The sequence below is a fragment of the Agrobacterium sp. CCNWLW155 genome, from assembly GCF_036888815.1.
Classification (GTDB): Bacteria; Pseudomonadota; Alphaproteobacteria; order Rhizobiales; family Rhizobiaceae; genus Agrobacterium; species Agrobacterium radiobacter.
The window spans coordinates 20,667-33,782 of record NZ_JBAKFW010000005.1 but is presented as its reverse complement, the minus strand read 5'-3'; the positions used below and the strand labels follow the sequence as shown (position 1 = coordinate 33,782).

At 59.5% G+C, this 13,116-nt stretch carries 13 protein-coding genes; 1 reads left to right on the top strand and 12 read right to left on the bottom strand.

Annotation, left to right across the window (positions count from 1 at the left end):
• Positions 1–16 precede the first annotated feature (16 nt).
• The 4 genes from V6S97_RS18000 to V6S97_RS18015 are packed head-to-tail and all read right to left on the bottom strand — an operon-like array spanning position 17 to position 4,202.
• Positions 17–1,285 (bottom strand): ABC transporter substrate-binding protein, encoded by a 1,269-nt coding sequence (locus V6S97_RS18000; protein WP_111821059.1) that lies wholly within the window; start codon positions 1,283–1,285, stop codon positions 17–19.
• Between the two features lie 43 nt (positions 1,286–1,328).
• Positions 1,329–2,429 (bottom strand): ABC transporter ATP-binding protein, encoded by a 1,101-nt coding sequence (locus V6S97_RS18005; RefSeq protein WP_003508132.1) that lies wholly within the window; start codon positions 2,427–2,429, stop codon positions 1,329–1,331.
• Positions 2,430–2,431: 2 nt separating this feature from the next.
• Positions 2,432–3,316 (bottom strand): carbohydrate ABC transporter permease, encoded by an 885-nt coding sequence (locus V6S97_RS18010; RefSeq protein WP_003508131.1) that lies wholly within the window; start codon positions 3,314–3,316, stop codon positions 2,432–2,434.
• A gap of 4 nt (positions 3,317–3,320) precedes the next feature.
• Complete coding sequence (locus V6S97_RS18015) at positions 3,321–4,202, bottom strand: carbohydrate ABC transporter permease (RefSeq protein ID WP_111821060.1); 882 nt, start codon at positions 4,200–4,202, stop codon at positions 3,321–3,323.
• A gap of 212 nt (positions 4,203–4,414) precedes the next feature.
• On the opposite strand from V6S97_RS18015, the gene V6S97_RS18020 reads away from it, so the two are divergent.
• Complete coding sequence (locus V6S97_RS18020; protein ID WP_020812559.1) at positions 4,415–5,341, top strand: helix-turn-helix transcriptional regulator; 927 nt, start codon at positions 4,415–4,417, stop codon at positions 5,339–5,341.
• A 29-nt stretch (positions 5,342–5,370) separates the two neighbouring features.
• On the opposite strand, the gene V6S97_RS18025 is transcribed toward V6S97_RS18020, so the two are convergent.
• From V6S97_RS18025 to kduI, 8 genes are all read right to left on the bottom strand, one after another.
• On the bottom strand, positions 5,371–6,651 hold the full coding sequence (locus V6S97_RS18025; RefSeq protein WP_020812560.1) for a TRAP transporter large permease: 1,281 nt from the start codon (positions 6,649–6,651) through the stop codon (positions 5,371–5,373).
• Between the two features lies 1 nt (position 6,652).
• Positions 6,653–7,174, bottom strand: a complete 522-nt coding sequence (locus V6S97_RS18030) for a TRAP transporter small permease (RefSeq protein ID WP_020812561.1) — start codon at positions 7,172–7,174, stop codon at positions 6,653–6,655.
• Between the two features lie 69 nt (positions 7,175–7,243).
• Positions 7,244–8,221 carry a TRAP transporter substrate-binding protein gene (locus V6S97_RS18035; protein WP_026372454.1) on the bottom strand — a complete coding sequence of 326 codons (978 nt, stop codon included), beginning with the start codon at positions 8,219–8,221 and terminating at the stop codon, positions 7,244–7,246.
• A 143-nt stretch (positions 8,222–8,364) separates the two neighbouring features.
• The gene (locus V6S97_RS18040) at positions 8,365–9,243 is read right to left on the bottom strand and encodes an amidohydrolase family protein (RefSeq protein ID WP_087745502.1); all 879 of its coding nucleotides are present in this window, start codon (positions 9,241–9,243) and stop codon (positions 8,365–8,367) included.
• Positions 9,240–10,376: a D-galactarolactone cycloisomerase gene (locus V6S97_RS18045; RefSeq protein ID WP_111821061.1), complete on the bottom strand. Its 1,137-nt coding sequence runs from the start codon at positions 10,374–10,376 to the stop codon at positions 9,240–9,242. Before V6S97_RS18045 ends, V6S97_RS18040 begins: the two co-directional genes overlap by 4 nt.
• A 36-nt stretch (positions 10,377–10,412) precedes the next feature.
• Positions 10,413–11,324, bottom strand: a complete 912-nt coding sequence (gene kdgD / locus V6S97_RS18050) for a 5-dehydro-4-deoxyglucarate dehydratase (protein ID WP_080867429.1) — start codon at positions 11,322–11,324, stop codon at positions 10,413–10,415.
• Between the two features lie 114 nt (positions 11,325–11,438).
• The gene (gene kduD, locus V6S97_RS18055) at positions 11,439–12,182 is read right to left on the bottom strand and encodes a 2-dehydro-3-deoxy-D-gluconate 5-dehydrogenase KduD (protein ID WP_020812566.1); all 744 of its coding nucleotides are present in this window, start codon (positions 12,180–12,182) and stop codon (positions 11,439–11,441) included.
• Positions 12,179–13,003 (bottom strand): 5-dehydro-4-deoxy-D-glucuronate isomerase, encoded by an 825-nt coding sequence (gene kduI / locus V6S97_RS18060; protein ID WP_080866738.1) that lies wholly within the window; start codon positions 13,001–13,003, stop codon positions 12,179–12,181. Before kduI ends, kduD begins: the two co-directional genes overlap by 4 nt.
• Between the last annotated feature and the right edge of the window lie 113 nt (positions 13,004–13,116).

Genomic DNA, 13,116 nt, shown 5'->3' with positions numbered 1-13,116 from the left:
CGGCGGGCCATTGTCGTCAATCGAACTTGGCAAGAACATCGTTGGTCGTATCGATGATCTGCTCGGCTGCCTGTTCCGCCGTCAGCTGGCCATAGGCATATTCTTCAAGCGTATCGATAAAGCCCGAGCGGATTTCCGGATGTTCGTTGAAGGGGGAAACCACCGGTCCCGATGCCGCCATGACGATGGCATTGGCGGCGCGCACTTCCGGCTCGCCCTTGTCACCCAGACGCGCCGCCGCAGCCTTCGACGCCGGCAGACCGCGCGAGGTGCCAAGCGCGTCGACGCCCTCCGGCTCGTTAAGCAGGCAGTTCAGAATCTGAGCAGCCGCTTCCGGATTTTTGGAGTTTTTCGAGATCGAAAATACCATGGAGGGCTTGCGATAAACGCCTTCCGTCACGGCATCGGCAAGCTTCAGCATCGGCACCGGTTTCAGAACCTGTCCCTCCTTCAGGGGATCGGCATATTTCGAATAGGTCGAGTCCCATTCATAGGAGCCGGCGATGCGGCCTTCGGACCAGGACGGCTTTTCATAGAGATTGACGTTGCCATCGGCCGCCTCCTCTTTCTGGGAGCGGATGGAGCCGGTTTCGACCAGCTTGCCGACGAAGGAGATGCCCTCTGCCAGCTCCTGCGGCGTCCAGGCCACACGGTTGGTCTTGGGGTCGACCAGATCCTTGCCCGTCTTCTGCACGATGGCCAGCGTTACGAGCAACTGGGCGGTCTCTTTCACGGCATTGAAGGTGTAATAGTCCTTGCCGAGCTTTTCCTTGATGGTCTTGGTTGCCGCGAAGAACTCATCCCAGGACTTCGGAATTTCCACGCCCGCCTTCTCGAAGGTGGTGGCGTTAAAGAAGAAGACGCGGCCCGTGGTGGAGACGGAAAGCCCCTGCAGCACGCCGTTCATCGATCCTGCCTCCAGATCGGTCTCGGCCCATTGCGAAAGATCGAGCGGTTTCAGCTGGCGCAGATCGGCAAAACCCTCGCCGTTCTTGGAAAACAGCGGCAGCCATGGCCAGTTGACCTGAACGATATCGGCTTCCGTCTTGCCGGCCATCTGCGTGGTCAGCTTTTCCAGATAGCCGTCGAAGCCGGTGAATTCCCCCTTCACCGTGTGGCCGTATTTCTCGCCGCAGGCGGCAATGGCCTTCTGGGTGGCGACATGGCGGCTTTCACCGCCCCACCACGACATGCGCAGTTCTGCAGCACCCGCCGCGGGGGCCGCCGCCATGGCGGCATAGGCTACACCGGCGAACATCGCCATCATTCTTGTCATCATCTTCATTGTTCTTCTCCTCCTCGAAAAATCAGGCACGCGCGTCCCCTCCTCACAGCGAGACGTTGCGGCCATCGGCCTTGTCGAAAATATGCAGCTTCTCCGGGTCCGGCTTCAGCCGCAGGATACCGTCGCGTCCGAGCGCTTCGAACTCCGCCGCCCCCACCACGCTCACCAGCTTCTGGCCGCCGAGATCGGCGTGCAGATAGACCTCGTGACCCATGAATTCCGCATTGGTGAGTTTCGCCTGCAAGGCCGGACCATCAGCCTCGCCTGCCAGCGAGAGATGCTGCGGGCGAATGCCGATGACGGCATCTACCGGCTTTGCTGAAAGACGCCTTTCAAGATGTTCGCCGATTGGCAGGCGCTGCCCGCCAATGACGAATTCCGCACCGTCGATGGTCACATCCACGAGGTTCATTTCCGGCATACCGATAAAACCGGCCACGAACAGATTGGCGGGATGGTTGTAGAGCTCCTTCGGCGTCGCGACCTGCATGATGCGCCCGGCCTGCATCACGCAGATACGGTCCCCCATGGTCATGGCTTCCGTCTGGTCATGCGTAACGTAAATGACCGTGGAGGACAGACCTTCCGCCTTCAGCTGGCGGTGCAGATCGGTGATGCGTACCCGCATGGAGGCGCGCAGCTTGGCATCGAGATTGGACAGCGGCTCATCGAACAGGAACACGCCAGGTTTCTTGATGAGCGCGCGACCCAGCGCCACACGCTGCGCCTGTCCGCCGGAAAGCTGCTTCGGCAACCGGTCGAGCAGCGGCTCGATTTCGAGAATGCGCGCGACATTGTCGATCGCCTTTTCGATCTCAGGCTTGGCGACACCGGCGATCTTCAGGCCGAAGGCGAGATTGCCGCGCACCTTCATATGCGGATAAAGCGCATAATTCTGGAATACCATGGCGATGGAGCGCTTGCCGGGGGGCAGGTCGTTGACGCGCTGGTCACCGATGAGGATTTCGCCGCCGGTGATTTCCTCCAGCCCCGCCACCATGCGCAGCGTCGTGGATTTGGCGCAGCCGGAAGGGCCGACGAACACCATGAACTCACCATCCTCGACGTCGAGATTGATGCCATGCACGGCCTTGAAGCTGCCGCCATAGATTTTTTCGAGATTTTTAAGTTGAACGCTTGCCATTTTCAGCCCTTGACCCCGCCAGACGAGATCCCTTCAATGAAATACCGTTGCGCCGCAAAGAACACGATCAGCGCAGGCGCGATCGTCAGCACCGACATCGCCAGGATGCGGTTCCATTCAAAGGCTTCGGTGGTGTCGATGGAGAGTTTGAGCGCAAGGCTCACCGGATATTTGTCGACCGAGGACAGGTAGATCAGCGGCCCAAGAAAATCGTTCATCGTCCACATGAACTGGAACAGGCAGACCGAGATCAGCGCCGGCGCCAGCATCGGCACGACGATATAGATGAGCGTCTGCAGGCTGTTGGCGCCATCCACGCGGGCGGCCTCTTCCATGTCCGATGGCAGCGAGCGCAGGAACTGCACCAGCATGAAGACGAAGAAGGCATCACCGGCGAAAGCCGAGGGAACCCAGAGCGGCAGGAAACTATCCAGCCAGCCGAGATCACGGAACAGAATATATTGCGGAATGCGGGTGACGACGTTCGGCAGGAGCAAGATGGCGATGACCGAGCCGAACAGGATTTTCTTCAGCGGAAAATCGAAGCGGGCAAAGGCATAGGCCGCCATGGTGCAGGAAATCGCCGTGCCGATGACCTTCGGCAGGATGATCAGGAACGAATTCCAGAAGAACCGGCCGAACGTATAGGGCGTCGAGGTTTCCCAGCCGCGGATATAGCCATCCAGCGTCGGGTTTTCCGGGATGAAACCGGCGCCGGAGAAGATTTCCGAATTGGTCTTGAAGCTTGCGCCCACCAGCCAGATCAGCGGGTAAAGCATGACAAGGCCGACGGCGAACAGCAGCACGTAGCGGACGGAGGTGGAGAGCAGCCTGAGCCGTGCCCGGCGGGCCGCCTGCATGTCGTTTAGGGTTGCGATATCGGTCATGGCATCAATTCCGCTTGTCGCCGGCGTAATAGACCCACTTCTTCGAGGACCAGAAGGCCACGAGGGTCAGCACGGTGATGATGGTGAAAAGCACCCAGGCGATGGCGGAGGCATAGCCCATGTTGAACTTCTTGAAGGCCTCGTCGTAGATATAAAGTGGCAGGAGGTAAGTGGACTTCAGCGGCCCGCCCTGGGTGATGATGTAAGGTCCGTTGAACTCCTGGAATGCCTGCACCATCTGCATGATGAGGTTGAAGAAGATCACGGGTGTCAAAAGCGGCAGCGTGATGAAGAAGAAGGTCCTGACCTTGCCCGCGCCATCGATGGCGGCCGCCTCGTAAAGCGATTTGTCGATGGATTGCAGGGCGGCGAGAAAGATCACCATAGCAGAGCCGAACTGCCAGCAACGCAGCAGCGTGATGGTGAAAAGCGCGTTGCCGGGATCACCGAACCAATCAACCGGCGACAGGCCGACGGCCGCCAACGCCATATTGGCGAGCCCCTCGCTTGCAAAGATGTAGCGCCACAGCACCGCAATCGCGATCGAGCCGCCGAGGATGGACGGCACGTAAAAGGCCGTGCGGAAGAAGTTGATGAATTGCAGCTTGTAATTGAGTATCGCCGCAATGAAGAGGGCGAAGGCAAGCTTCAGCGGCACCGTCAGAAACACGTAGAACAGGGTAACGTTCAGCGATTTCATGAAGGTGCGGTCGCGGGTGACCAGGCGCTCGTAATTCGCCAGCCCCGCCCAGCTTGGATCGCTCATCAGGTCGTAACGGGTGAAGCTGAGATAGAGTGAGCCAAGAAACGGGATCGCGGTAAAGACCAGCAGCCCGATGATATAAGGCGTCAGATATCCCAGCCCGAGGAAGCGCTGAGATTTCATGCCGCACCTCCCCGCGCCCCAATGGAACGCGACTGACAGAATACAATTTCGTACAAGTGATTCTCCTGGAACGGCCGGCGGCGGGCGCGTGATGGCGCAATTTCTCGCCGCGACCGATCTCCTCCCTCATTGATACGGCGCGTAAAAGCTATTTATGCGGTGACAAGACCAAATTTCCGAGCCAAGGTGAATTAACAAAGACGAGGAAAAAGATGGACGAAATCGAAGGTGGCATTTTGTCATCCGTTCCGCCTGCGGCGCTCAACCTCAACCTGACGCGCGCGACGATCAAGATGGAGCATTCGCGCACCTGGCAGATCGACAAATCCAATCAGGTGGACGATCTCATCATCTGCCTGGAAGGACGCGGGCACTATCTCGTCGATGGCGAGGCGCGGGTGCTGGAGCCCGGTGATGCGATGCTGATTTTGAAGGGGCAGCGCTTTGTCGGCTGGAACGAGCAGGCCTTGACCTATCGCGGCGTGGCGCAGCATTTCACGCTCGACATTTACGGCCGCCACAACCTGATCGCGCAGATGGACCTGAAGCCGAAATTACGGCTGAGCCGCTGGCCGCTTTTGGAGCCGCTCGTGCGTCACTACCGGCAGAGCGCCCCGCCCTCTTCCGTGACACTGGGCCAGCACCATCTTTTCATGGTGCTTCTGATCGCCTTCATCGACGATGCCTTCCTCGGATGGGTTGACCGCCCGAGTTTCCAGCCGGAAGGCACGGAAGGCCTCGACCTTGCGGTGATGAAGGCGATCACCATGATTTCGGCCAATCCGCTGGACCCTGACATTGCCGGTCGGGCGACAGACGCAGCGCCCTATAATCGCGATTATTTCCTGCGCGAATTCCAGAAACGGGTGGGTCGAACGCCGCGGAAATATCAGGAATTCAAGCGCATGGAACGCGCCATGCATTTTCTCGAGGCAGGACTTTCAGTCTCGGCGGCCGCTGCCGAGGTGGGGTATGGCGACCCCTATTATTTCTCACGCATGTTCAAGCGCACACTGGGACTAAGTCCGCGCGAGCATATGAACCGGATACGCCGCAGCCGGCATGGCAATCTGATGGCGTTTGACGAGCATGAACAACAGAGGCTGCTTGCCGCCGAAATGGAAAAGGCCCCGGCATAGCGGGGCCTCCTTGTTTGGAACCTCCGGAGTTACCGGAACAGTGATGGCAACCACAGGGAAAGCGACGGGATATAGGTGACGGCGAGCAGCACGGCGATGCTGGCGCCGAAGAAAGGCCAGATCGTCCGCATCGCTTCCCGTATCGATATGCCGCCCACCGCGCAGCCGACGAAGAGCACCGTTCCGACCGGCGGCGTGTTGAGGCCGATGCCGGCATTCAGGATCATCACGACGCCGAAATGCACGGGGTCGATGCCGAAGGCCTTCACGACAGGCAAAAGCACCGGCGTGGAGATGATGACCATGGGCGCCATGTCCATGAAGGTGCCGAGCAGCAGCAGGATGACGTTGATAACCAGCAGCACGATGATTGGATTGTCCGAAATCGCGCTGATTGCGGCGATCATCAGCGTCTGCACCTGCAGGAAGGCCATCAGCCAGCCGAAGGACGCCGCCGTGCCGATGACGAGCAGCACCATGGCCGTGGTGCGGACGGCACCCATCACCGCTTCCACGAAACCGTTCCAGTCCAGCTCGCGGTAAACCAGCATGGCTACGAGGAAGGCATAGAGCACGGCGATGCAGGAGCTTTCCGTGGCGGTGAAAATGCCCGAGCGCACACCGCCGAAGATGATGCCGATCAGCAGAATGCCGGGGAACGACGCCAGCAGATAATACATCAGCTTCGAAAAACCAGGAAACGGTTCGGATGGATAACCCTTGCGGCGGGCGACGATATAGGCCGTCACCATCAGCGCCGCGGCCAAAAGCAGGCCCGGAATGATGCCGGCGGTGAAAAGATCGGCGACCGAGACGTTGCCGCCCGCTGCAATCGAATAGAGGATCATGTTATGCGAGGGCGGGATCATCAGCGCGATGATGGCGGCATTGACTGTGATATTGACGGCATAATCCCTGTCATAACCGCGTTTGGCCATTTGCGGGATCATCAGCCCGCCGACAGCCGAGGCATCGGCGACGGCCGAACCGGAAATGCCGCCGAACAACGTCGAGGCCACGATATTGACCTGACCGAGGCCGCCGCGCAGGTGCCCGACGAGACCGGCGGCAAAGCGGATGAGGCGATGGGCGATGCCGCCGCGCACCATGAGGTCTCCGGCGAAGATGAAGAACGGGATCGCCATCATCGCAAAGACATTCATGCCGGAATTCATCTGCTGGAACACAACGACGGGTGGCAGGCCGAGATAAAGAACCGTGGCGAAGGAAGCGATGCCGAGGCAGAAGGCGATCGGCGTGCCGATCAGCATCAGCAGGGTGAAGACGCCGAAGAGAATGGTGTAAGCCATTTTACGCAGCCTCCTGCACGATCACGTCAGCCGCGATTTCCTCGCCGATGATAAGATCGATGAAACGTTCGGCGGAAAACAGCGCAATGAGGAAACCGCCGCCGATCAGCGGGAAGAAGTCCGTGCCGCCGGGCCAGCCGAGAACCGGGATCGTCGCCGACCACGTGCCCATGGAAAGCGAGGCACCATACCAGGCCATACCGACGCCGAAGAAAAAGATGAGCGCAAGGCTCGTCAAGTCCATGACTTTCTGCACGCGTGGCGACATCATGTAGCGCAGAATATCAAGCCCAAGATGCACGCTTTCGCGCACGCCGACGGCTGCCCCCAGCATGATGAACCATGACATGAGATGCAGCGACAGCGGCTCCGACCAGCTGGGTGAATCATTCAGGATGTAACGGGCAAAGACCTGCCAGCCGACGATGAGCGTCATGGCGATCATACCGATACTGGCAATATAAAGCGACGCGTGGCTGAGCGCGCCGAGAAAGGGGCGGATTGCCCGCATGAAATTTCGCATTGTCTGTTCCTCCGCATCCACGGCGACAAAAGAAAACCGGCCCTGTGTCCAGGGCCGGTTTTCCGCGCGTTACTTGACCGCTTTCACACGTTCCAGAAGGTCTTTCATCTTCGGATCGGTGACGAATTTGTCGTAGACCGGACCCATCGCCGCAGCGAATTCCTCTTTGTTGACCTTGATGATGTTGGCGCCGCCGGCGCGGACTTTTTCTTCCGACGCCTTTTCGCGCGCGCTCCAGAGTTCGCGCATCTTGGCAACGGAATCCTTGGCGGCCTGGCGCAGCAGCTTCTGGTCTTCCGGCGAGAGCTTGTCATAGGAGATCTTGGAAATGACGAGAATTTCCGGATTGAGGGAATGCTCCGTCAGCGAGTAGTTTTTCGCCACTTCATAGTGGCGGGCGGATTCGTAAGACGGCCAGTTGTTTTCGGCGCCGTCAACGACGCCGGTTTCAAGTGAGGAATAGACCTCACCCATCGGCATCGGCGTTGGGTTGGCGCCAAAGGCCTGCATCATCGAAATCCACAGATCGGACTGCTGCACGCGAATTTTCAGGCCCTTCAGGTCCGCCAGTTTTTCGACGGGCTTTTTGGTGGTGTAGAAGGAACGCGCACCGGAATCGTAAAAGGCAAGGCCGACAAGGCCGTGTGGTTCGAAGGCTGCCAGAACCTCATCGCCGATCGGGCCGTCCACCGTATTGTGCATGTGCTCGGTCGAGCGGAACAGGAACGGCAGGCCGAGAACGGTGGTTTCCTTGACCAGATTGTTGAAGGGGGCGGCGTTGACGCGGTTCATGTCGATGACGCCGAAACGGGTCTGCTCAATAGTGTCTTTCTCGCCGCCGAGAACGGAATTGTTCATGACCTGGATCTTGATGCGGCCATTGCTTCGCTCGGCCAGCAGCTCGCCCATGTATTTCACGGCTTCGACGGTTGGATAACCATCCGGGTGGATATCGGCGGAGCGCAGGGTTATTTCCTGCGCGCCGGCGGCCACACCTGATAGCGCGATCCCCATCGCGACGCACATCATGCTTGCAATCTTTTTCATGCTTTCCTCCTCCATTGTTGAAACGGCCCAGCCCCTCCAAGGCTATCGGACCGATTTTTTCACGCCCATCCGGGCCGGCATGCAAAGACCTCTCATTTGAAAAGGATGATGGGGCCTCCCTTCCCCTCCCATCCCGAATTGACCTATGCCGCCTTGAATGGCGGCATCTTGAACAGCGCTTCCGGATTTTCCACCAATGCACGATGACGGGCCGCCTCATCCGGCAGCCAGCCGAGCGTCAGTTCGGCAAGGCGGGCATCGTCCGGATAGGCAGCCGTTTCGCGCACCGAATTATGCGGCCAGTTGGTGCCCCAGACGATGCGCTCCGGCGCATGGGCGGCGATCACCCGCGAAAAGGCGGCGACATCCTCATAGGGCCAGTTTTCCTGCGAACTTTCATAGACGCCGGCGAACTTGAACCAGAGATTGCCGCGATCGATCAGCTTCAGAAGAGCCGTCATTTCCGGGCCGTCCGTTTTGATGCCCTTGAAGAACTTGCCGTGGTGATCAAACACCCAGCGTGAGCGGATTTTCTGAAGGCGTGGCAGGTGATCGAGAAGACCATTGCCGTCGAATTGCACCGCCACCATCCAGTCAGCCGCCTGCGCTCTCTCATCCACCGCATCAAGCTCGGAAAGGTTCACGGCACCGCCAGGCAGATCCATGATGCGCGCGCCAACGGCGCCGGCGGCGATCAGTCTCTCCATGTCCTTTTCGGTCGTGGCCGCATCGATAATGACCACGGCGCGGGCCGCCTCGCCCATCTCAGCGACACAGGCGAGCGTGTTGCCATTATCGCGCTGGTGGGCGTTGCCCTGAGTGATGATGACCCGGTCGATGCCGAGCCACTGCATGAGCTTGCGATACTCCTCCGGTCCCGGCAAGGCGCCGGGCGGCAGGCCCGGCCCGCCCGGTAAGGCGGGATAACCAGGCAGATACATATGCATCTGCGTGTCGACAGCCCCTTTCGGGAAAGCAGGCTGAGGCGCTGTGCCGCTCAGTTTTCTGACAAGTTCGCTCACGGGTCTGGCATCCTGAATTCAAGCAATGCGTCGCGGTTGATCTCAATTCCAAGACCGGGACCATTGGGAATGGCGACAATGCCGTTCAACGCCTCGATAGGCTCGCGCAGCACGGCCTGACGAAACGGATTATGCGTGCGATCGAACTCCATGATCGGCTCGATCGGATTGACGCGCACCGGATCGGGCGTCATCGCCGCCATGAATTGCAGCGCGGCGGCGATCTGCACGCCGGTCCCCCAGACATGCGGCACGATGCGCACGCCGTGCAGCGTGGCAAGCGTCGCAATCTTCTGTGTTTCGGAAAAGCCGCCGCAGCCGCATAGATCGGGCTGGAGAATATCCACAGCACCGGCGGAAAGCGCCTGCCACATGCCATAACGTCCATGCCAGGTCTCGCCGCCCGCAACCGGGATTGGCTGACCCGCCCGCACCCGGGCATAGGCATCAAGCTGTTCCGGAACCACCGGTTCCTCAAACCAGTCGATACCATAATCGGCAGCGCGCTTGCCGAGCGTGATGGCTTCGGTGACGGTATAACCATGATTGGCGTCGATCATCAGCCGCATATCCGGCCCGATGGCCTCCCGCACCGCAGCGATAACCCTGAGGTCTTCCTCGATACCGAAACCGATCTTGATCTTGCAGGCGTGAAAGCCTTCCGCCCGGCGCTCCGCCATCTCCAAGGCATTGTCGGAGACGCGGTCAACGCCATCGCGCTTGAAACTGCCGGTCGCATAGGCGCGCACGCTTTCACGCCAGCGCCCGCCGAGCAGCATCGAGATGGAAGCACCGTAGTGCTTGCCCTTGATGTCCCAGAGCGCAATGTCGATGCCGGACAATGCGGTGAGGCTGAGGCCGCGCTGACCCTGATCGCGCAGGGCATTATAAAGCACGGCCCAGATTTTTTCGGTCTGGCGCGGGTCCTGGCCGATAAGCCAGCCCGCATAAGCCTGAACCACGGCGGCATTCGGCCGTGCCGGGCCGAGGCATTCACCCCAGCCGACGGTCCCGTCGTCACATTCGATCTCAACCAGAATATGGGCGCGTCGATCAAAGCGCATGGATGCACTTTCAAACGGCGTGTCCAGCCGGTGCTCGAGCAGATGCGTGCGCACCGCCGTGATTTTCATGGCTCCCCTCCCGCTTGTCTCGATCAGGCCCCCTAATCAGGCTTTGCGCTTATGCGTGCCGATCAGGGCATCGAGCATGCCGATTTCCTCATTCGTCAGGTCCTTCAGCGGCGCACGCACCGGACCGGCGTTGAAGCCCTGCAGGCGCACGCCGGCCTTGACGGCGGAGACGGCGTAACCCTTGGCGCGGTTGCGGATCGCCATGAACGGATAGAAGAACTCCGTCAGGATGCGCTCGCAGGTGGCGCGCTCACCGGCACGCAGCGCCGCATAGAACTCATTGGCAAGGCCCGGCACGAAGTTGAAGACCGCCGAGGAATAGGTGGTGAAACCGGCGCCGAGATAGGCTTCGGCAAACAGTTCCGCCGTCGGCATGCCGCCGAGATACATCAGGCGGTCACCCATCTTGGCGGTGATCTGGCGCACAAGGCCGATATCGCCGGTGCCGTCCTTGAAACCGACGAGGTTCGGGCATTCGTCGCAGAGACGCGCCAGCGTATCTGCCTGCAGCACGGAATTGTCGCGGTTATAGACCATGACGCCGATGCCGACCGACTGACACACCTTCTTGATATGGGCGTAAAGCCCTTCCTGCGGCGCATCGATGAGGTAATGCGGCAGAAGCAGGATACCGTCAGCACCGACCTTTTCGACAGAGCGGGCAATATCAACGGCGATCTCGGTGCCGTAACCGCAGCCGGAAACAATGGCGGTTTCGCCGGCAACTTCCTTGGCGGCGGAGACGATGGTGGGGATCTCATCCGGCTTCAGCGAAAAGAACTCACCCGTGCCGCCGGCGGCAAACAGCACCGGCGCCTTGTATCCGGCGAGCCATTCGACATGCGCCCTGTAGCTATCGGCCGCAAAACGACCCTCGGCATCGAAATGGGTGACCGGGAAAGACAACAGACCGGAGCCAAGCGCCGTCTTGATTTGTTCAGGGTTCATCATCGAAATTCCTCTGCAAGTTCACTGACTGAAAGCCACCTAAGCCGCTTGCCGCATCTTTGTCAACAACTCATCATACATCTTGTATGATGAATTTCGAAAATCTGTCACAGATCAACGCGCCAGCCAGCCGCCATCAACATTGAGAATGGCGCCATGCACGTAATCCGCCGCCGGCGAAGCCAGAAAGACCGCTGCACCGGCGATATCTTCGGAATGACCCCAACGGCCGGCCGGAATACGCTCGAGAATGGCTTTGTTGCGGGCGGCATCCGCGCGCAACGCCTCGGTATTGTTGGTTTCGATGTAACCGGGCGCGATGGCATTCACATTGATGCCCTTCGCAGCCCACTCATTCGCCAGAAGCTTGGTGAGACCGGCAACGCCATGTTTCGCCGCCGTGTAGGACGGGACGCGAATGCCGCCCTGAAACGACAGGAGCGAGGCGATATTGACCACCTTGCCGGGCCGACCTTTTGCCAACAGCTCTTTCGCAAAGGCCTGCGTGGTAAAAAACAGCGCCTTGAGATTGACGTCCATGACCTCGTCCCAGTCGAGTTCGGAAAACTCGACTGAATCGGCACGGCGGATGATGCCGGCATTGTTGACGAGAATATCGAAGCCGGCATCGACGAAACTGTCCTTCGCCGCCAGCGGATCGGCGAAATCAATCGACAGGGCGCTCGCCTTGCCGCCATCCTTCGCGATGATATCAAGCGTTTCATCCGGTGCGCGGCGCGCGGCGCAGACCACCTCCGCACCGGCTGCGGCGAGCCCCACCGCAATCGCCTGGCCAAGACCGGTATTCGCGCCTGTCACGAGCGCCTTACGCCCTTGAAGCGAAAAGGGATTTCTCATTTCAGATCCCCCGGCTGGATGAAGTCCATGTCGGTATAGTCGACATTGTCGCCCGCCATGGCCCAGATGAAGGTGTAGGAACCGATGCCCGCACCGGAATGGATGGACCAGGGCGGTGAAATCGCGCCTTCTTCGTTCGAAATGAACAGATGGCGGGTCTCCTGCGGTTCGCCCATCAGATGCAGGACGCGCGACTTTTCATCCATGCCGAAATAGAGATAGGCTTCCATGCGGCGGTCATGAATATGCGAGGGGATGGTGTTCCAGACGGAGCCGTCCTCCAGCGTTGTATAACCCAGCACCAGCTGGCAGCTTTCCATGACAAGCGGATGGATGAACTGGTTGATGGTGCGCTTGTTGGAGGTTTCGGTCGCGCCGAGCTTGACCTCCTTGCTGTCGGCAAGGCTGACGAGCTTTGCCGACAGGCTGCGATGCGCCGGGCAAGACGTGATGTAGAATCGGCCAGCACCATCAAACGTTACCGCGCCGCTGCCCGCACCGAGATAAAGCACGTCACCGCGATTGAGCGTGTAGGTCTCGCCGCCGGCGCTGACGGTGCCCGCCTCGCCGATATTGACGATGCCCATTTCACGCCGGTCGAGGAAGGACGGCGTCTTGGTTTCTTCCACCTTGTCCAGCGTCAGCGGCGCACCATTTGGCACCGCGCCGCCCATGACGAAACGGTCGTAATGGGTATAGATCAGTCTGATTTCACCGGAACGGAACATGTCGTTGGCGAGGAAATGCCGGCGGAGCCCTTCGGTATCCAGCGTTTTTGCATATTCCGGGTTCACGGCCTGCCTTGTTTCGACGGTCAGCATCAAACTCATCCTTCATGATTGTTGCGTATGGCACATAATATATGTTATCCGCTTTTTGTACGATCTGTATGACAAGGTCAAGAGGTGCCGGCATATCTCGACCACGCTGCGGA